Annotated in this window: 20 protein-coding genes and 1 pseudogene; 16 read left to right on the top strand and 5 right to left on the bottom strand. The window is 62.6% G+C overall.

Annotation, left to right across the window (positions count from 1 at the left end):
- Positions 1 to 4 precede the first annotated feature (4 nt).
- The 3 genes from cobW (at position 5) to cobN (ending at position 5355) form a co-directional block, all read left to right on the top strand.
- Positions 5 to 1051, top strand: coding sequence for a cobalamin biosynthesis protein CobW (gene cobW / locus ABID16_RS03090; RefSeq protein ID WP_354554881.1), 1047 nt, complete (start codon positions 5 to 7; stop codon positions 1049 to 1051).
- A 160-nt stretch (positions 1052 to 1211) separates the two neighbouring features.
- Positions 1212 to 1517 (top strand): HigA family addiction module antitoxin, encoded by a 306-nt coding sequence (locus ABID16_RS03095; RefSeq protein ID WP_435532352.1) that lies wholly within the window; start codon positions 1212 to 1214, stop codon positions 1515 to 1517.
- A gap of 10 nt (positions 1518 to 1527) precedes the next feature.
- Positions 1528 to 5355, top strand: coding sequence for a cobaltochelatase subunit CobN (gene cobN / locus ABID16_RS03100; RefSeq protein WP_354554882.1), 3828 nt, complete (start codon positions 1528 to 1530; stop codon positions 5353 to 5355).
- A gap of 2 nt (positions 5356 to 5357) precedes the next feature.
- On the opposite strand, the gene ABID16_RS03105 is transcribed toward cobN, so the two are convergent.
- Together ABID16_RS03105 and ABID16_RS03110 are read right to left on the bottom strand one after the other, a co-directional pair.
- Positions 5358 to 5732 carry a type II toxin-antitoxin system VapC family toxin gene (locus tag ABID16_RS03105; RefSeq protein WP_354554883.1) on the bottom strand — a complete coding sequence of 125 codons (375 nt, stop codon included), beginning with the start codon at positions 5730 to 5732 and terminating at the stop codon, positions 5358 to 5360.
- Positions 5732 to 5944 carry an AbrB/MazE/SpoVT family DNA-binding domain-containing protein gene (locus tag ABID16_RS03110; protein WP_354554884.1) on the bottom strand — a complete coding sequence of 71 codons (213 nt, stop codon included), beginning with the start codon at positions 5942 to 5944 and terminating at the stop codon, positions 5732 to 5734. The genes ABID16_RS03105 and ABID16_RS03110 overlap by 1 nt, the downstream gene beginning before the upstream one ends.
- Before the next feature lie 59 nt (positions 5945 to 6003).
- On the opposite strand from ABID16_RS03110, the gene cobO reads away from it, so the two are divergent.
- Both cobO and ABID16_RS03120 read left to right on the top strand, forming a co-directional pair.
- Positions 6004 to 6633, top strand: coding sequence for a cob(I)yrinic acid a,c-diamide adenosyltransferase (cobO, locus tag ABID16_RS03115; RefSeq protein WP_354554885.1), 630 nt, complete (start codon positions 6004 to 6006; stop codon positions 6631 to 6633).
- Positions 6633 to 7058, top strand: coding sequence for an EamA family transporter (locus ABID16_RS03120; RefSeq protein WP_354554886.1), 426 nt, complete (start codon positions 6633 to 6635; stop codon positions 7056 to 7058). The genes cobO and ABID16_RS03120 overlap by 1 nt, the downstream gene beginning before the upstream one ends.
- 3 nt (positions 7059 to 7061) lie before the next feature.
- Here ABID16_RS03120 and ABID16_RS03125 read toward each other — a convergent pair whose 3' ends face one another.
- Positions 7062 to 7847, bottom strand: a complete 786-nt coding sequence (locus ABID16_RS03125) for a TSUP family transporter (protein ID WP_354555886.1) — start codon at positions 7845 to 7847, stop codon at positions 7062 to 7064.
- Between the two features lie 332 nt (positions 7848 to 8179).
- Here ABID16_RS03125 and ABID16_RS03130 point away from each other — a divergent pair, with 332 nt between their 5' ends.
- From ABID16_RS03130 to ABID16_RS03180, 11 genes and pseudogenes are all read left to right on the top strand, one after another.
- Positions 8180 to 9541 (top strand): sirohydrochlorin chelatase, encoded by a 1362-nt coding sequence (locus tag ABID16_RS03130; protein ID WP_354554888.1) that lies wholly within the window; start codon positions 8180 to 8182, stop codon positions 9539 to 9541.
- 2 nt (positions 9542 to 9543) lie between these two features.
- The gene (locus tag ABID16_RS03135) at positions 9544 to 10188 is read left to right on the top strand and encodes a precorrin-8X methylmutase (protein WP_354554889.1); all 645 of its coding nucleotides are present in this window, start codon (positions 9544 to 9546) and stop codon (positions 10186 to 10188) included.
- A complete protein-coding gene (gene cbiE, locus ABID16_RS03140) occupies positions 10181 to 11422 on the top strand; it encodes a precorrin-6y C5,15-methyltransferase (decarboxylating) subunit CbiE (protein ID WP_354554890.1) in 1242 nt (413 codons plus the stop codon). The genes ABID16_RS03135 and cbiE overlap by 8 nt, the downstream gene beginning before the upstream one ends.
- A gap of 198 nt (positions 11423 to 11620) precedes the next feature.
- The gene (gene cobI / locus ABID16_RS03145; protein WP_354554891.1) at positions 11621 to 12361 is read left to right on the top strand and encodes a precorrin-2 C(20)-methyltransferase; all 741 of its coding nucleotides are present in this window, start codon (positions 11621 to 11623) and stop codon (positions 12359 to 12361) included.
- Complete coding sequence (cobJ, locus tag ABID16_RS03150) at positions 12358 to 14346, top strand: precorrin-3B C(17)-methyltransferase (RefSeq protein ID WP_354554892.1); 1989 nt, start codon at positions 12358 to 12360, stop codon at positions 14344 to 14346. The genes cobI and cobJ overlap by 4 nt, the downstream gene beginning before the upstream one ends.
- Positions 14343 to 15128 carry a precorrin-4 C(11)-methyltransferase gene (gene cobM, locus ABID16_RS03155; protein ID WP_354554893.1) on the top strand — a complete coding sequence of 262 codons (786 nt, stop codon included), beginning with the start codon at positions 14343 to 14345 and terminating at the stop codon, positions 15126 to 15128. Before cobJ ends, cobM begins: the two co-directional genes overlap by 4 nt.
- 38 nt (positions 15129 to 15166) lie before the next feature.
- Positions 15167 to 15622 (top strand): GFA family protein, encoded by a 456-nt coding sequence (locus ABID16_RS03160; protein WP_354554894.1) that lies wholly within the window; start codon positions 15167 to 15169, stop codon positions 15620 to 15622.
- A gap of 21 nt (positions 15623 to 15643) precedes the next feature.
- On the top strand, positions 15644 to 15931 hold the full coding sequence (locus ABID16_RS03165; protein ID WP_354554895.1) for a DUF1905 domain-containing protein: 288 nt from the start codon (positions 15644 to 15646) through the stop codon (positions 15929 to 15931).
- A gap of 36 nt (positions 15932 to 15967) precedes the next feature.
- Positions 15968 to 16927 carry a nucleoside hydrolase gene (locus ABID16_RS03170; protein WP_354554896.1) on the top strand — a complete coding sequence of 320 codons (960 nt, stop codon included), beginning with the start codon at positions 15968 to 15970 and terminating at the stop codon, positions 16925 to 16927.
- Between the two features lie 57 nt (positions 16928 to 16984).
- Positions 16985 to 17244 (top strand): annotated as a pseudogene (locus ABID16_RS03175) (BrnT family toxin).
- Complete coding sequence (locus ABID16_RS03180) at positions 17228 to 17542, top strand: BrnA antitoxin family protein (protein WP_354554897.1); 315 nt, start codon at positions 17228 to 17230, stop codon at positions 17540 to 17542. Before ABID16_RS03175 ends, ABID16_RS03180 begins: the two are co-directional and overlap by 17 nt.
- Here ABID16_RS03180 and ABID16_RS03185 read toward each other — a convergent pair.
- Both ABID16_RS03185 and ABID16_RS03190 read right to left on the bottom strand, forming a co-directional pair.
- On the bottom strand, positions 17482 to 18237 hold the full coding sequence (locus ABID16_RS03185) for a cobalt-precorrin-6A reductase (RefSeq protein WP_354554898.1): 756 nt from the start codon (positions 18235 to 18237) through the stop codon (positions 17482 to 17484). The genes ABID16_RS03180 and ABID16_RS03185 overlap by 61 nt on opposite strands.
- The gene (locus ABID16_RS03190; protein ID WP_354554899.1) at positions 18227 to 19330 is read right to left on the bottom strand and encodes a cobalt-precorrin-5B (C(1))-methyltransferase; all 1104 of its coding nucleotides are present in this window, start codon (positions 19328 to 19330) and stop codon (positions 18227 to 18229) included. Before ABID16_RS03190 ends, ABID16_RS03185 begins: the two co-directional genes overlap by 11 nt.
- Positions 19331 to 19405 lie beyond the last annotated feature (75 nt).

A 19405-nucleotide genomic window follows, 5' to 3' on the forward strand; every position in this document is an offset into this window, starting at 1 on the left:
GAGAATGCAGAAGATACCGGCCACCGTAATCACGGGCTTTCTGGGTGCTGGCAAGACAACGATGATCCGCAATCTGCTGTCCAATGCGGGCGGCAAGAAGATCGCGCTGATCATCAACGAATTCGGCGATCTGGGCGTCGATGGCGAGGTGCTGAAGGGCTGCGGCGCGGAGAACTGCACCGAGGACGACATCATCGAACTCAACAATGGCTGCATCTGCTGCACGGTTGCTGATGATTTCATCCCGACGATGGAAAAGCTGCTGGGGCGCGACAACCTGCCGGATCACATCGTCATCGAAACCTCCGGTCTCGCCCTGCCACAGCCGCTCGTCGCCGCCTTTAACTGGCCGGGGATCAAGACGCGCGTGACGGTGGATGGTGTCATCACCGTGGTGGACAGCGCCGCCGTGGCAGCCGGGCGCTTTGCCGACGACCATGATGCCATCGACGCGCAGCGCGCCGAGGACGAGGGGCTGGACCACGAAAGCCCGCTGGAAGAGCTATTCGAAGACCAGCTGACGGCCGCCGATCTTGTTATTCTCAACAAAGCCGATCTGCTCGACGCAGCCGGGCTCGAAACCGTGCGCGAGGCCGTTTCGAATGCGACGGCGCGCAAGCCGAAAATGGTGGTCAGCCGTGGCGGTGACGTTCCGGCTTCTGTCCTGCTCGGCCTTGGCGTCGGCACGGAAGACGATATCGAAAACCGGAAGTCGCATCATGAGCTTGAGCATGAAGGTGCGCCGCATGACCATGATCACGACGAGTTCGAAAGCTTCGTCGTCGATTACGGTCCGGTCGCCGATCCGGCCGCTTTTGCCGACGCGCTGAAGGGCATCATCGAGACGCACGATATCCTCCGCCTCAAGGGCTTCGCGGATGTTCCCGGCAAGCCGATGCGCCTCGTCATCCAGGCTGTCGGCAACCGCATCGAAACCTATTTCGACCGGCCGTGGAAGCCGGGCGAGACGCGGGCGACGAAGCTCGTGGTGATCGGGCTGCATGACGAGATGGACGATGCCGCGATCATTGCGGCGATCAAGGGGATTTGATGAGGGTACTCCCTCCCCCTTGTGGGGAGGGTTGGGGAGGGGCATTCTCGCGGGTAAGCGGGCGCTGGTGTTTAAGCCCCCTCTGGCTGCCGCCATCTCCCCCACAAGGGGGGAGACGGATGGAGGCGCGCTCGCCGAACTATCACAAAGGTTGAATGTCATGAGGGAAATCTTTGAGTTGCTGCCCGCGATCCATCCCGGAGAAATCCTTCGGGAAGAATACCTTCTGCCGTTGAATATGAGCGCTGGCGCATTGGCGCGCCGCTTGCAGGTGCCACGTACGCGGATCGAGCGAATTGTTGCCGAGGAAACTGGGATCACGACCGACACGGCTCTGCGCCTCGGGCGCTTCTTCCGGAAAACGCCCGATTTCTGGATGAACATGCAGGTCGGCTACGAGCTTGCTGTGGCGCGGGCGGAAAAGGCGGATGTCATTGCCGCCATAGAACCGCTCGAAGCGGCTTGATTGCGCCACGATGCATCTTCTTCTCGCACAAAAGGGTTCCATAGCCGATGGCGGCGAGGCGGTTGATCTCGGGCAGTCGCCGGGGGATATCGTGTTTCTGTCGGCGGCCGATACCGAGCTTGCGGCGGTGGCTGGCGCCGCTGAAGGCTGGGGCGGGCCGTCGTTGAGGCTGGCGAGCCTGATGAGCCTGAAACACCCGATGTCGGTCGATACCTATGTTGAGCGGACGCTGAAACACGCGAAGCTTGTCGTCGTGCGTGCGCTCGGCGGGGCGGGGTATTTTCAATATCTGCTGGAAGCTTTTCATGCGGCTGCGAGCCGTTCGGGCGCGTTGATAGCTGCGCTTCCGGGCGATGATCGACCTGACCCGGCACTGGTCGGCTATTCCAACATTTCGCGTGGTGATTACGAGGCGTTGCATTCCTATCTCGTCGAGGGGGGCGAGGCGAATGCCCGCGGGTTTCTCGATTATTGCGCGGCAATGCTCGCCGAGGCGGATCGGCCGGCGCCTGCGACGCCGCTTTTGAAGGCGGGGATCTGGTGGCCGGGGCAGGGTGTAGTTGGGCTTGATGCGTGGCGGTCACAGAGGGAGGTAACCTCCCAGTCTGCCGTGGCGCCCCCCTCTCTGTTGGCTTCGCCGACATCTCCCCCTAAAGGGGGGAGAGTTGGCGGCGGTGGCACTGTTGCGATCTGCTTCTACCGGGCACTGGTGCAATCCGGCGAGACCGCGCCGGTGGCGGCGCTGGTCGAGGCGTTGACTGCGCGAGGCATCAAGGCGCTGCCCATCTTCGTGTCTAGCCTCAAGGATGCGGTCAGTCAGGAGACGGTGCGGCATGTGTTTGCCGAGGTGAAGCCCGATGTGGTGATCAATGCGACCGGCTTTGCCGTTTCGCCGCCCGGCGCCGAGTATCGGCCCGGCGTGTTGGATGAGGGCGGGGCGGTGGTGCTTCAGGTGGTGTTTTCCTCGTCCTCGAAAGAAGCCTGGGAAGCCTCGCCGCAAGGCTTGTCGGCGCGCGATCTGGCCATGCATGTGTCGTTGACCGAGACCGACGGGCGAGTGATGACACGGGCCGTGTCCTTCAAGGCGGCGGCGCGATTTGACGAGCGGGTTCAGGCCAATATCGTCTCGCATGTGCCTGAGCACGGGCGCGTCTGGTTCGTCGCCGATCTGGCGGCCAACTGGGTGCGGCTGCGGCGGAAGTCTCCTGCGGAGCGTCGGGTGGCCATTGTGCTCGCGAACTATCCGAACCGCGACGGGCGACTGGGAAATGGCGTGGGGCTCGATACCCCAGCCGGAACCGTCGAGGTTCTGAAGGAGATGGCGGGGGCGGGCTATCCGGTTGCAGATATTCCGGCGGACGGCGACATGCTCATGGACTTCCTGATGGCCGGGCCGACCAATGCGGGGAATGATGGGCGCGAAATCCGCGAGACCTATTCCTTGAGTCTCTACAAGGCCTTCTTAGCGAAACTTCCCACAGTGATTCAAGAGGCCGTGACCGCGAAATGGGGTGCGCCGGAGCGCGATCCTTACATCGTCGGCCATGTGTTTGCTCTGCCCGTGTCCCGCCTCGGTGATGTGGCGATCGGCATCCAGCCGGCGCGCGGCTACAATATCGATCCGAAGGAGACCTATCACTCGCCGGACCTCGTGCCGCCGCATGGCTATTTTGCCTTCTATGCGTGGCTGCGCGAGGCCTTCGAGGCGGATGCCGTGGTCCATATGGGCAAGCACGGCAATCTCGAATGGCTGCCCGGCAAGGCGCTGGCGCTCTCCGAGACCTGCTACCCGGAGGCCGTGTTCGGGCCGCTGCCGCAGCTCTATCCCTTCATTGTCAACGATCCGGGCGAGGGTACGCAGGCCAAGCGCCGGACGTCGGCTGTCATTATCGATCACCTGACGCCGCCACTCACGCGGGCCGAAAGCTACGGGCCGCTGAAGGATCTGGAAGCCCTGGTGGACGAATACTATCAGGCGGCGGGTGGAGATCCGCGCCGTCTGACCGTGCTCAGGAAGAAGATCCTCGATCTGGTTGCCGATCTGGGGCTCGACCACGATGCAGGGATTGCCAAGGCGGACGATGCGGATGCGGCGCTCACCAAGCTCGATGCCTGGCTCTGCGATCTGAAGGAAATGCAGATCCGTGATGGTCTGCATGTCTTTGGCGTGGCGCCGGAGGGGCGATTGCTGACCGATCTTTGCGTTGCGCTGGCGCGGGTGCCGCGCGCGCTGGGCGAGGGCGGCAATGCCAGCTTGCAGCGGGCGATTGCGCGGGATGCCCTCTCACTCTCCCCCCTTGAGGGGAAGGCGAGCGTTTTCGATCCCCTCGATTGCATCATGTCCGATCTCTGGATCGGCCCCAAGCCCGCCGTCCTCACTGATCTCTCCATGGACCCATGGCGCACCAACGGCGACACCGTTGAGCGCATCGAACTCCTTTCCGCGCAATTCGTGTCCGGCGGGACGGCTTGCCCCGGGGAATGGGCCGCGACACATGCTGTTCTCAACGAGATCGAAACCCGCCTGAAGCCTTCCGTCATCGCCTGCGGACCAGCGGAAATCCACGGCCTTCTCACCGGACTCGATGGCCGTTTCGTCGCCCCCGGTCCCTCCGGCGCACCGACGCGGGGGCGGCCCGATGTGTTGCCGACGGGGCGGAACTTCTATTCCGTCGACAGCCGCGCCGTGCCCACGCAGACGGCGTGGGAGCTGGGGCGCAAATCGGCGGAGTTGCTGGTGACGCGCTATGTGCAGGATCACGGCGACTGGCCCAAGAGTTTTGCGCTCACCGCGTGGGGCACCTCAAACATGCGCACCGGCGGTGATGATATTGCGCAGGCTCTGGCGCTGATCGGCGTGAAGCCTGTCTGGGATGCGGCGTCGCTGCGGGTGACGGGATATGAGATCATCCCGGTTGCGCAGCTTGGGCGGCCGCGCGTGGATGTGACCTTGCGCATTTCCGGCTTTTTCCGCGATGCGTTCCCGGAACAGATCGCGCTGTTCGACAAGGCCGTGCGGGCAGTGGGGGCGCTGGAGGAGGATGAGACCGACAATCCGGTCGCGGCGCGGATGCGCGGCGAGGTGGCCGCGCTCACAGCTTCCGGTCTGAGCGAAGCCGACGCGGCGCGCAAGGCTGGCTTCCGCGTCTTCGGCTCCAAGCCGGGTGCTTATGGAGCGGGTCTTCAGGCGCTGATTGATGAGAAGGGCTGGGACCGGCGCGGCGATCTGGGGACAAGCTATATCGTCTGGGGCTCCTATGCCTATGGCGCGGGCGAGGAGGGCGCGGCGGAAAGGGCGCTGTTCGAGACCCGGCTATCGAGCGTCGAGGCCGTCATCCACAACCAGGACAATCGCGAGCATGATCTGCTCGATTCCGACGACTACTACCAGTTCGAGGGCGGCATGTCGGCTGCTGTCGAGCATCTGAAGGGCAGCCAGCCGGCCGTCTATCACAACGACCATTCGCGGCCGGAAAAGCCGGTGATCCGCTCGCTGGAAGAGGAGATTTCGCGCGTCGTGCGCGGTCGCGTCGTCAATCCGAAATGGATCGCTGGCGTGATGCGCCATGGCTACAAGGGCGCGTTCGAAATTACCGCGACGGTGGATTACATGTTCGCGTTTTCGGCGACCACTGGCGCGGTGAAGAGCCATCATTTCGAGGCGGCGTATCAGGCTTTTATCGCGGACGAGGCGGTGCGCGACTTTATGCGCGAGAAGAATGCACCTGCGCTGAAGGAGCTGGCGGAGCGGTTCATCGAGGCACTGGACCGGGGGCTTTGGGAGGCGCGGTCGAATTCGGCGCGGTTCGAGCTGGAGCGGCTGGTCGGCGGCCTTTGATGCTATTTGTTCGGGATGTAGATCACATGGGGCAAGCTCTCAAAGTGTCGGTCGCAGGTGAGGAGTTCGGCGTCGAATTCGCGCGCTGCGGCATAAACGATGGCATCGGCAGTCGCGAGTTTAAGATCTCGGTGGATCTCGGCGGCCATGAGTGCGCGATTAGTATCGAGAGGGGCTGGAATGCACAGGCTGGAGAAGGCAAGGAACTTGCGCAGCGTTGCGGTGTCGGCCTCGCGGCCAATCCATTTCGCGAGCTCGAGCTCGATGATGGACGGCATGACGATCTCTTGCTGCGCGGGAATTTCCGCCAAAAGACGGTCGGCAAGTGGCTTGTCGGCCAGAATTTCGATCCAGACGGAAGAATCGATGACACGCATCAGACGCGGTCATTCCGGTCGCGGACGTTTTTCGTGTCCGCGTGACGGGCAAGACCGCGAAGACCGGCGGCAGAGGGGACCGGCACAAGCACGTAGCCGCCATCGCATGGCACGAAGGCGAATTTCTGGCCCGGTTGCCAGTCTTCCTTTTCCCGCACCGCCTTCGGCACGGAAATCTGGAACTTGGACGAGAGCGTAGCCGTATCGCTCATTTTACGTATCCTTATCGATCAAGAAATGTAAGAATAGCGCAAATCGAGGAGCCTGCAAAGTGACCGAAGCCGAAGAGACCACGCCGAAGGACGATGCGCGCCACGCCGAGAAGATGGCGAAGAAGAAGGCCGCACGCGACAAGATCATGGCGACGAAGACCGATGAGAAGGGTTTGATCGTCGTCCATACCGGCAAGGGCAAGGGCAAGTCCACGGCGGCCTTCGGCATGATCTTCCGGCATATCGCGCATGGCATGCCGTCGGCCGTCGTGCAGTTCATCAAGGGCGGCATGTCGACGGGCGAGCGTGATCTGATCCTCGCCCGCTTCTCGGAACTCTGCGAGTTTCATACGATGGGGGAGGGCTTTACCTGGGAAACGCAGGACCGCGCCCGCGATATTGCGGCGGCGCAGGCTGCCTGGGCGAAGGCGAAGGAGCTGATCGCCTCGGGCGAGAAGTCCATGGTGCTGCTCGACGAGATCAATATCGCCATCCGCTACGACTATATCGATATCAACGAGGTGGTCGAGTTCCTGAAGAGCGAAAAGCCGCATATGACCCATGTGGTGCTGACGGGGCGCAATGCGCGCGAAGAACTGATCGAGATTGCCGATCTGGTGACGGAGATGGAGCTGGTGAAACATCCCTTTCGTTCGGGGATCAAGGCGCAGAAGGGTGTGGAGTTTTGATGGCGCTCGGTTGGCAGGCCTGGGCGCTTCTATCCGCCGTTTTTGCCGCGCTGACGGCCGTCTTCGCGAAGATTGGCGTAGACGGTGTGAACTCCGATTTCGCGACGTTGATCCGGACCTGTGTGGTGATTGTCGTTCTAACTGCGATTGTTGGTGTGACGGGACAGTTCCAGCCGCTGCGGGACATTTCCGCAAGGACGTGGATGTTTCTTACTCTATCCGGTCTCGGCACCGGCGCTTCATGGCTCTGTTATTTTCGCGCGTTGAAGCTTGGCGATGCGGCGCGTGTCGCGCCCGTCGATAAGCTGTCGATCGTGCTCGTTGCCGTATTCGGCGTCGTATTCTTGAGCGAAAAGCTCAGCCTGCTGCACTGGCTGGCGATCAGCATGATGACGGCCGGTGCCGTCATGCTTGCGGTGCTTTGAGGCTTATATCCCCAGCCACACTCTCACCGGGTTCGCCGGATCGGCCAGCAGTTTTACCGCCAGCGCCATGCAGGTGACGACGAGCAGTGGCCGGATGATCTTCGCGCCGTTGCGCATGGCGAGCCGCGAGCCCGTCTGTGCGCCGAGGAACTGGCCGGCCGCCATGACGATACCGACTTTCCACAGGATGACACCGGACAGGCTGAAGACGATGAAGCCGCCCAGGTTGGAGGCGAAATTCAGGAGTTTCGTATGGGCGGTCGCCTTCAGCAGGCCGAAGCCCGCCATGGTGACGAAGGCGAGCATGAAGAAGGAGCCCGTGCCTGGTCCGAACATGCCGTCATAAAAGCCGATGACCGGCACGAAGGTCAGGCCGAAAATGAACGGGCGAATACGGGCATGGCGGTCGTCATCGCCCATGTTGCGCTTCAGGCCGAAGTAAAGCGCCACGGCGATCAGCAGGAGCGGTAGGAAGGCCTTCAGCACATCGCCGGGGATATAGGTCGTGATCTTGGCGCCGATCATCGCGCCGAGCATGGACATGAGCGCCATCGGCAGCTGCTCTCTGAGCCTCACATGCCCCTTGGTCGCATAGGCAATGGTCGCGGAGCCCGCTCCGAACAACGATTGCAGCTTGTTGGTGCCAAGTGATTCGAGCGGCGGGACGCCGGCGATCAGAAGTGCTGGAACCGTGATCAGCCCGCCGCCGCCGGCGATGGAATCGATGAAGCCGGCGACGAAGGCGGCTATGAAGAGAAAGATGAGGAGATGGAGGGTGATTTCGAGCACGGGTAGGCTTTCAAAGGGAAGGGCCGACATGTCGCACTGCCGATTAAAAAAGGCAAATGTCATTTCGTCTCGATGACAATTCTGCGGGCGCGGAGTGGCTCTGGCGCAAATGCGCCTGTCGCGGGCGCAATCCGGTTTGACCCCGGCGCGTGCTTCGGCTAACACCGATCCTTCAAGATGTACGGCGGCGTCCTATTGAGGACTGAAGCGAGTTCGGTGCGGCTGACCCAAACAGGGGGCTTGGATCCGGGGCTGTCGGGGAGGTGGAGCCTTGTCATGTGCAAGTGCTCGCGCCGTTTCGTGCATTGGGAAACGCGAAACGGGAGACAGTCATGCTTCAGCACACGGAAAAGCTCGGAATCATGGTCTGCGGCCATGGCAGCCGGAACCAGAATGCCGCGCGCGAATTTTCCGTCATCGCCGAAGAGTTGCGCAAGCGCTACCCCGACCTGCCAGTCGAGTACGGCTATCTCGAATTCTGCAATCCTGTCCTGTCGCACGGTCTCGACACGTTGCGCGACGCCGGCGTGACGCGCATTCTCGCCGTTCCCGGCATGCTCTTTGCCGCCGGCCACGCCAAGAACGATATCCCTTCTGTCCTCAATACCTGGGCCGCGCAAAACCCCGGCGTGACGGTCAATTACGGCCGGGAACTGGGCATCGACCTCAAGATGATCCGTGCCGCCGGCGATCGCATCAAGGAAGCCGTCGATGCCGCAAATCGCGAGCATGGCGAGATGTCGCTGCATGACACGATGCTGATGGTGGTCGGGCGCGGGGCCTCCGATCCGGATGCCAATTCCAATGTCGCCAAGGTCATGCGCATGCTCTGGGAAGGCATGGGCTTCGGCTGGGGCGAGACGGCCTATTCGGGTGTGACCTTCCCGCTCGTCGAGCCGGCGCTGGAGCATGTCTCGCGCCTCGGCTACAAGCGCATCATCGTCTTCCCGTATTTCCTCTTCACCGGCGTTCTGGTGAAGCGCATCTATTCCTCGACCGACGAGGTGGCGGCACGCCATCCCGAGATCCAGTTCGTCAAGGCGCCTTACCTCAACGATCATCCGCTTGTGCTCGATGCTTTTCAGGATCGCGTGACCGAAATCCTCGAAGGCCAGGCGCTGATGAATTGCCAGATGTGCAAGTATCGCGAACAGGTTCTCGGCTTCGAGGCTTCCGTCGGCCAGCCGCAGGAAAGCCATCACCATCATGTCGAAGGCATTGGCGGCGGTCTGGAAAACTGTCCCTGCAAGGGCGATTGTGACGCCTCCTGCCGCGAGGAAGCGTTCTGCCTGAAACATGGCCTGCCGTGGACGCCGGTGCATAGCCACGCCAGCCCCGCACCGCTGGAGCCTGCCTTCGACTACACCCCCTCGATCTCGCTTGGCGGGAAGTATGCCAAGCTGGAACATGTCGTGGCGGAGACGCTTGACGAGGCGGATTACGAGCGGACAGGTCATGTCCACGGGCCCGATTGCGGCTGTGGACACGATCATTCGCATGATCATCATCATGGCCATGATCACGACCATCACGATCATAAACATGACCATGATCACGGGAACGACCACGGTCATTCGCACGATCACGGGCACCATCACCACGATCATGGCCACGCGCATGACCACGATCACCACCACGCGCCTTATCCCCATGCCGATCATCCGCTGGGGCCGAAGAGTTTGAAGAAGGGGTGAGGATGGCGTCCCACCTCACCTATATCCGCGACCCCGCCGCCATCTATGCGAAGTCCTTCGAGACGATCCGCGCGGAAGCGGATTTATCGCGGTTTCCCAAGGGGATGGATGCGCTGGTGATCAGATTGATTCATGCCTGCGGCATGGTCGATCTCGCCAGTGATATTGCCTTTTCCGATGGTGCCTTCGAGGCGGGACAGGCGGCGCTGGCTTCCGGGGCACCCGTGCTGGTCGATGCGGAAATGGTGGCACATGGGATTATCCGGCGGCTGCTGCCGAAGGACAACGAGGTGATCTGCCTGCTCAACGATCCGCGCGTGCGGCCGCTGGCGGGCGAGATCGGCAATACGCGCTCGGCGGCTCAGGTCGATCTCTGGGGCGATCGTCTGGAGGGTGCGGTGGTCGCCATCGGCAATGCGCCGACGGCGCTGTTCCGGCTGCTGGAGCTGATCGCGGCGGGCGGGCGCAAGCCTGCGATCATTCTCGGTTTTCCGGTCGGCTTTGTTGGTGCTGCTGAATCAAAAGAGTCACTTATTGGAGACAGTTCACGCATTCCTTTCATTGCCGTCAGGGGGCGCCGGGGTGGTTCGGCGATGGCGGCGGCGGCAGTGAATGCGCTGGCCGGGGGATTGGGGGCGAATGACTGAGGATATCGAGCGGACAGAGCCGGGCGAAGAGCCCTGGCTCACCATTGTCGGCATCGGCGATAACGGGCTTTCCAGCATCACGCCGGAGGCCTTGTCCTATATCTGGCAGGCGGAGACGATTGTCGTCGCCGAGCGGCTCGACACGGTGCTCGAAGGCCTGCCACCGAAGACGGTGATCAACTGGGCCGAGGGCTACCGCGACGTGATCGACCGGATCGTTGCGCTGCGCGGCACGCCGGTCACGATCATTGCCACCGGCGATCCGATGCATTTCGGCATCGGCTCGACGCTGCGCCGGCAGTTCGATCCGCAGGAGATGCGCATCATCCCGTATCCGTCGGCATTTTCGCTGGCGGCGGCCCGGCTCGGCTGGGCGCTGCAGGATGTCGAGCAGATTTCGCTGCATGGCCGGCCGGTCGAAACGCTGATCCGCCATTTGCAGCCGGCGGCGCGGATTCTGGCGCTGACCTCCAATGCGGCAACGATCCGCGAGGTTGCCGAACTGATCGTGGCCAAGGGCTATGGCGGGTCGCATATCCATGTGCTGGAGCATATGGGCGGCGAGCGCGAGCGGGTGAGCCTGCTGACGGTGGAAGACATTATTGAGGGGGCGGAAGAGTTTGCCGATTTCAATACGATCGGCATTCATCTGGTGCGTGCGCCCGAATTCCAGCCGCTGGTGCCGGGGCTTTCGGACGATGCCTTCGCGCATGACGGGCAGATCACCAAGCGGGAAATTCGCGCCGTCACGCTCGCCTATCTCATGCCCTATCGCAATGCGATGCTCTGGGATGTCGGGGCGGGGTCCGGTTCGATTTCGGTCGAATGGATGCGCGCCGGTGGACGGGCCGTGGCGATTGAGCAGAAGGCCGAGCGGATCGAGATGATCCAGCATAATGCTGCGGAATTTGGCTTGTCCGGTCTTCAGATTGTTGAAGGCGAAGCGCCGGATGCGCTTGATGGGTTGAAAGCGCCGGATGCTGTGTTCATCGGTGGCGGCGTGACGGGTGAGGGCGTGTTCGAGGCCTGCTGGGAGGCGCTGAAGCCGGGCGGGCGTCTCGTTGCCAATGCGGTGACGGTCGAGGGCGAGATGGCGCTGATCTCGCTTCAGGCGCAATTGGGTGGAGATCTGGTGCGCTTGGCGGTGTCGCGGGCGGAGCCCGTTGGGCGGTTCTCGGCGTTCAGGCCGATGATGCCGGTGACGTTGTGGTCGGTGCAGAAGGGGTGGGCGTGATGGTGGCCTCGATTTCCTCCTCTCCCCTTGTGGGAGAGGATAGCCCGCCCCAAGAGGCGAAGCCGATTGGCTTGGCGGGCTTGGTGAGGGGTTTCATCCTAACCCAATTACCCCTCACCAAGTGCGCCCAGCACTCGCCTGCGGCTCGTGCGGGCTTACTATCCTCTCCCACAAGGGGAGAGGATGCGGAGGCCTCCCATGCCCGGTAAACTCTACGGCCTTGGCCTCGGCCCCGGCAATCCGGAACTGATCACGCTGAAGGCGCATCGTATCATGACCTCAGCGCCTGTCATCGCCTATCCGGCGCCCGATACCGGCCCAAGCTTTGCGCGGCAGATCGCCGAGCCATATCTGAGGCCCGAACAGGTCGAAATTCCCATCGTCATGCCGATGCGCGTCGAGCGCTATCCGGCGCAGGATGTCTATGACGCCGCCGCGAAGGACATCGCGGGGCATCTCGATGCAGGCCGCGACGTGGCGGTTCTCTGCGAGGGCGACCCGTTTTTCTTCGGCTCCTTCATGTATCTCTTCGAGCGTCTTGAAGCGCGCTACGAGGTCGAGATCGTGCCCGGCGTGTCCTCGATCATGGCAGGCGCTGCGGCACTTCGACGCCCGCTGACGGCGCGCAACGATATTCTGACCGTCATCCCCGGACCGCTGGACACGGAGACCTTGCGTGCGCGAATAGACGCTTCCGATGCGGTGGCGATCATGAAGGTCGGGCGGCATTTCGCCCGTATCCGCGATCTCATCCGCGACATGGGGCTCATCGACCGTGCCGGCTATCTCGAGCGTGTTTCGCTTGCCAATGAGCGGGTGTTTCCGCTGGCAGACGTCGCACAAGATGCCGCGCCCTATTTCTCGCTGATCCTGATCTACAAGGGGCAGGAGGACTGGATTTCCAGTCTGCCCATCGTCACGAAAGATTTCTCCGCATGACCAAACCCGCCGTCATCATCCTGAGCGAACAGGCTGCGCCGCTCGGCCGCGCCGTCGCGGACATCCTAGGCGGGGAGCTTGTCGGCGCGCGGGCGCGGGTGACCTCGGCCGACCGACTGTTCGATGAGGCGCGGGTGGAGGTGCAGGCGCTGTTTGCCGCCGGCCGGCCCATCGTTGCCGTCATGGCCTCCGGCGCGCTGATCCGGCTCGTTGCGCCGCTGCTTGCCGACAAGATGGTCGAGCCGCCAGTGATCGCGGTGGCTGAGGATGGTTCCTCCGTCGTGCCGCTTCTCGGCGGGCATCATGGAGCGAACGATCTGGCGCGGACGATTGCCGAGGTTCTGAAGGGGTATGCGGCAATCACGACGGCCGGCGACTTACGGTTCGGGATTGCGCTGGATGCGCCGCCGGCTGGGTTGAGGTTGGGTAATCCGGAGGCGGCGAAGGCTGTGATGGCGGAACTGGTGGCGGGGGCAGCCGTTCTGCCGATCTCCCCCCTTGAGGGGGGTGAGGAGCGGTTCGCGCAGCGAAGCAATCGATCCAGTGAATCGATTGCAGTGACGAACGCCGGCAGGGCAGAGGGGGGTAATCCGCTTGCTCCTGCGCCAGCCGCACCCCCCTCTGTCGGCTACGCCGACATCTCCCCCTCAAGGGGGGAGAGTGGAGCAAGCCGATGGCTCGCCAGTTCCAAGCTGCCCTTTTCGGAAGGCGGCACTGTCACGCTCACCGTCACCGACAAGCCCCACACGGCCGGGCCGCGCGAACTCGTCTATCACCCGGCAACGCTGGCGCTCGGCATGGGCTGCGAGCGCGGCTGCGATCCAGCCGAGGCGATTGCGCTGGCGGAGAAGGCGATTGCCGAGAGCGGTTATGCCCGGCAATCCATCGCGGCGGTCGTGTCGCTCGATCTGAAGGCGGATGAGGCGGCGATCCATGCTGTGGCGGAGCATTTCGGTGTGCCCGCGCGCTTCTTCGATGCCGCGAGACTGGAGGCTGAGACGCCGCGGCTGAAGAACCCGTCCGATGTCGTCTTTGCCGAAGTTGGGTGCCATGGCGTGGCCGAGGGGGCGGCACTGGCGGCGGTTGGTGCACAAGGCGAGCTGGTGTTCCAGAAGATCAAGTCCAAGGGCGCGACGGCGGCGATTGCGCGCGCCGCTGACATCATCGATCCGACACAGATCGGCCGGGCGCGCGGGCGGCTCTTCGTCGTCGGCATCGGGCCGGGGTCGGAAGGCTGGCGGTCGCCGGAGGTCACGGAGCTGGTGGCGCGTTCCACCGATCTCGTTGGCTATTCGCTCTATCTCGATCTGCTCGGGCCGCTCGCCAAGGGCAAGGCGCGGCACGATTTCGACCTCGGCAAGGAAGAGGCGCGCGTGGTGCACGCCATGGAGCTTGCCGGCCAGGGCCGCGATGTTGCGCTGGTTTGCTCTGGCGATGCCGGCATCTATGCCATGGCGACGCTGGTCTTCGAACTCTTCGACAAGGGCGGCATTTCGGATGCGGCCTCGCGGATCGAGGTGCAATGCTCGCCGGGTATCTCTGCCCTTCAAGGTGCCGCTGCCCGGATCGGCGCGCCGCTGGGGCATGATTTCTGCACGATTTCGCTCTCCGATCTGCTGACGCCGTGGGAGGATATCAAGCGGCGCGTCAAGGCGGCGGGCGAGGGCGACTTTGTGATTGCCTTCTACAATCCCGTCTCGATGAAGCGGCGCACGCAGTTGGCTTACGCCCGCGACGAACTCCTGAAATATCGCCCGGCTTCGACGCCGGTCGTGCTCGCGACCAATCTCGGCCGACCGGGCGAGAGCGTGCGCACGGTGCCGCTTGGCGAACTGAATATCGAAGAGGTCGATATGCTGACCGTGGTCGTGGTCGGCTCGTCGGAAAGCCGGACGGTGACGACCGGCGACGGCAAGACCTGGGTCTATACGCCACGCGGCTATTCGGGAAAGACGGATACCGGCATGAAGAAGGTGGAAGCATGACAGTCTATTTCATCGGCGCCGGTCCCGGCGCGCCCGATCTCATTACCGTACGCGGCTTGCGCCTCATCGAAAGCTGCCCGGTCTGCCTCTATGCCGGTTCGCTGGTGCCGGAGGAGACGGTGAAATGTGCGCCCGAGGGCGCGATCGTCAAGGATACCGCCCCCATGCATCTCGACGAGATCGTCGCGGACATAAAGGCGGCGCATGAACGCGGTGAGGATGTGGCGCGCGTTCATTCCGGCGACCCGTCGATCTATGGGGCGATTGCCGAGCAGATGCGCAGGCTCGATGCGCTGGACATCCCCTATGAGGTCGTGCCCGGCGTTCCGGCCTTTGCAGCGGCGGCGGCGAAGATGAAGGCGGAACTGACGCTGCCGGAAATCGCCCAGACGATTATCATCACCCGTACCGGCATGAAGGCATCTTCGATGCCGGAGTTCGAGACGCTGGAGATTTTGGGTAAGTCGCGCGCGACGCTCGCCATCCATCTCTCGATCCGCAATCTCACCTATGTGCACGATGCACTTGAGCCCTATTACGGCGGGGATTGCCCGGTGATCATCGCCTATCGCGCCACCTGGCCGGATGAGCAGTATATCCGCACGACGCTGAAGGACATGAAGGAAGACGTGCGCAAGGCTAAGATCACCCGCACTGCGCTGATTTTCGTCGGCAAGGTGTTCGGCGAGGTCGAGTTCCGCGACAGCGATCTCTACAATGCTTCCTTCAGCCATGTTCTGAGAAACAAGGGAAAGAAGAAGAGTTCTGTAGACGTGTCATGATCGCTTGGTAAGCTGGCTCCCGTGAAAGGAGTTCGAGCATGACCGAAGAGAGCGACTACAAGGATGGCGGCTGCCGTTGCGGGGCGGTGCGTTTCCGCGTGAAGGGTAGGCCGATGATCACCATGGCCTGCCATTGCACGGGCTGCCAGAAGATGACGGCGAGCGCCTTTTCGCTGAGCTCGTTCTACGCGCTTGAGAACTTCGAGGTCACACAAGGAGAGACGGTGCTCGGCGGGCTTCGGCAGGAGCTGAAGCACCATGTCTGCCCGGACTGCAAAAGCTGGATGTTCACCCGCGCCGAAATGATGGGGCCTTATGTCAACGTGCGCTCCACGCTGATCGACGATAGTCGCGGTTATAAGCCGTTCATCGAGACTTTTACGTCGGAAATGCTGCCCTGGGCAAAGACGCCGGCACAGCACAGTTTCGAGAAATTCGCGCCGATGGAACGTTTTCCGGAGCTGCTCGCGGCCTATGCGGCGTCCGATTTCTGAGCGGAGCCTGGGGCCGGCCATATGGAGTTCGAAGCCGAAATCTGGAAATACGAAGGGCCGGGCGGCTGGCATTTTGTCACTGTGCCGGGCGATATCGGCTTTCAGATCAAGGCGGAAAACGGGTTCGACGGACCGGGCTGGGGCATGATCAAGGTAAGGGCGACCGTTCAAGGAGCCAGTGTGGAAACGTCCATCTTTCCGGACAAGACCTCCGGCAGCTATCTGCTGCCATTGAAGGCATCGCTACGAAAGGCGGCGAGACTTGCGGCGGGCGATACGATCCGGGTAAGACTGAACATCATCGCATGAGCGCCGATATTTCGATTATCAAAAGGTAAGAACACTATGCATAAGGTCATTTTTGACACCGATCCCGGCGTTGACGACGCCATGGCGCTCCTCTTTCTGCATCATCACAAGGATATCGATCTCATCGGCGTCACGACCGTATTCGGCAATGCCCGGATCGAGGTGACGACGCGCAACGCGCTCTTCCTGAAGCGCGAATGGAAGATCGATGCGCCGGTCGTTCAAGGGGCAGGTGAGACCTTCATTCCGCATCGCGTGACGCATGAGCCGCCGAAGCATATCCACGGTGCCGACGGGCTCGGCAATATCGGCGTGCCGGAGACGGTCGATATCGAACCCGATCCGCGTCCCGCCGCGCAGTTCATCATCGACATGGTGCGCAAATATCCGGGCGAGGTCACGCTGGTCGCCGTCGGCCGCATGACGAACCTTGCCAATGCGCTGAAGCAGGATCCGGAAATTGTCTCGCTGGTCAGGCAAGTCGTCATCATGGGCGGCGCGTTCGAAGTGCCCGGTAATGTGACGCCGGCGGCCGAGGCTAATATCCATGGCGATCCGGAAGCCGCCGATATCGTGGCAACGGCGACATGGCCGGTCGTCTGGATCGGTCTCGACGTGACCATGCAGACCGTCATGACGCGGACGCAACTCAAGGAGATCGCTGATGCCGCGGGCCGCCGCGGCAAGCTGCTCTTCGATCTGTCGCAGTTCTATATCGACTTCTACGAAGGCCTCGTGGATGACGGCATGGTCGTCCACGACAGCTGCGCCTGCGCCTATGTCGTGGCACCCGAACTCTTCGCCACCCGCTCCGGCACGGTCCGCGTCGTCTGCGGCGGCCTCGCCGATGGCAAGACGATCCAGAAACCCGACGGCCGCGGCTTCGGCCCGTCCGACTGGGACAACCTGCCGAGCCAGAAGATCGCAGTGGGGATCAACGACAAGGCGGTGCTGAAGCTGATCCATGACACGATCGTGTCGGTGAAGGAAGACTGAGGGCTTGATTGATGGCCCTACTGGCGGCGAGCCTAATTTTCGTGTACATTAATAGTCATGAAAATCGTCTGGGATGAGCCGAAGCGTCTGGCCAATCTGGAAAACACGGCCTCGATTTTATCGATGTCGTGCATTTCGGTTGGGAGAATGCACTCATCCTGATTGCCAGGGACGGACGTTACAAGGCGATTGGGCGCCTTGAAGACGGAACAGCGGTGGTGATTTATGCGCTTCTGGGATCGGAGGCTCTGTCCGTCATCAGTTTTCGTCCCGCCGGCTCCGTGGAAAGGAGGCTCTTTCGTGACAACAAAGCCTGATCGAACGAAGACCTTTGTTCCGGGGCGCGGCTACACGCGGCAAGACTGGGATGCTGTGGACAGCCCGGAACTGACCGAGGCCGAATTTGCCCAGATGAAGCCCGCGAAAGAGGTTCTTCCGCAGAGCTTCTTTGAAAAACTCGCACAGGCCAGAAAGGCGGGGCGTCCGCGGATTGAAAAACCGAAGCAAGCCGTAACACTGCGTGTCGATCCCGATGTGATTGAGCGTTTTCAGCGTCAGGGCAAGGATTGGCGGGCGCGTATGAGCGAGGCACTGCGAAAGGCTTCCGGCAGTTGATTTTGTCGTTCCACCATCACCACCGGCAATCCCATCCCCCTTGCCGCGACGATCTTCGCATAGGCACCGTCGCCGCCGGAGTTGCGGCAAACGATGTGGGTGATGGCGTGGCTGCGGAAGAGGGTGGCTTCTTCGTCCGGATCGGTTGAAGGCTTGGCGGTGAGGATTTCGTAGCTCGCAAAGCCAAGAGGCTTTTCCGGCGGGTCGACCATGCGGATGACGAAATGGCAGTCCGGGCGGGCTGAGAAGGCGTCGAGATATTGGCGGCCGAGCGCCAGGAGGACGCGGGCGTTTTGCGGCAGGGCGTTTGCGGCGTCTTCCAGGGTTACGACTTCGGTCCAGAGGTCGCCGGGCTGTTTTTGCCAAGGCGCGCGGGTGCGGATGTCGAGCGGCAGGGCGGCGATATCGCAGGCTTTGACGGCGTTGGCGGAAATGGTTTTGGCGAAGGGATGTGTCGCGTCGATGACGCGGGTGAAGCCTTCCGCTTTCAGATAGGCGGCGAGGCCGTCCGCGCCGCCGAAGCCGCCGAGGCGGAGCGTGCCGTCGACGGGGGCGGGTTCCTTCGTGCGGCCGGCGAGGGATGTGGTGACGTCGAGACCCTTGGCGGTGAGATCGCGCGCGAGTTCGGCGGCTTCACGGGTGCCGCCGAGGATGAGGATTTTTTCTGGCTTTGCGGGTAGCGCGTCACTCGGCATGGGCGATGATCGTTCCCTGCCGGTCGGTGACGAGGATGTCCACCGCTACGGGCGCACCGCGCAACGTCTCCGTCGCCTTCTCGCGGGCTTGGGCGGCGATGAGGCTCGCGAGGTCGATGCCATTTTCCCGAGTCGTTTCCAGCACTTCCAGCGCTGTGTTCGCAGATTGAATCCGCTTGGCGAGCGCGTCGTCTATGCCGGGCAGGAGTGACAGGTAGAAATCCATATCCACCTGGCTGCGGCCGGAATGGAGGTCGAGCGCGCCTTGCGCCAGCTTCGTCATCTTGGCGAAACCGCCGGCAATGGTGAGCCGTTCGACCGGGTGGGCGCGCAAGTATTTCAGCAGCGCGCCGGCGAAGTCGCCCATGTCGATGAGTGCGCCAAGCGGCAGGTTATGGAAGTCCCGCGCGGCCTTTTCCGAGGTCGAGCCGGTGGCGCCGAGAAGATGCGTCAGCCCTTCGGCGCGGGCGACATCGATGCCGCGATGGATCGAGTGGATCCAGGCGGCGCAGGAGAAGGGATGGACGATGCCTGTGGTTCCGAGGATCGAGAGGCCGCCGACAATGCCGAGGCGGGGGTTCCAGGTCTTGTCCGCGAGTGCTTGCCCGCCGGGGATGGAGATGGTGATTTCCAGATCGGTGGGCAGGCCGGCTTCCTCGCAAATCGCCAGCACTTCTGCCGCCATCATCGAGCGCGGCACTGGGTTGATGGCGGGCTCTCCGACCTCGACCGGCAGGCCCGGTTTGGTGACGGTGCCAACGCCTTCGCCGGCACGGAAGCGGATGCCGCTTTCAGGCGGGAGGGGGCGGACTGCTGCGACTACAGTTGCGCCATGGGTGACGTCCGGATCGTCGCCGGCATCCTTGACGATGCCTGCCATGGCGTAACCATCGCCCAGCGTCTCGAAGGCGAGCGGAAAGGCAGGCGTTTCGCCGCGCGGCAGGGTGATCTCGACGGGGTCGGGGAATTCGCCGGTGATCAGCGCCGTCAGAGCGGCCTTGGTGGCTGCCGTGGCGCAGGCGCCTGTTGTCCAGCCCGTTCGCAGGGCGGCATCCGGCTTGTCGATGCGGGCGGTTTCGGGAGTGTCGCTCATGGGGCGGATTATAGGGAGTGGGGCGTGGTCGGGAAAGGCGGCAATTCATTCCGCCGTTGCATTTTTCGAGCCTCG

Origin of the sequence: Limnomicrobium aquaticum, assembly GCF_040545545.1 — a bacterium.
Classification (GTDB): Bacteria; Pseudomonadota; Alphaproteobacteria; order Rhizobiales; family Rhizobiaceae; genus Ensifer_A; species Ensifer_A aquaticum.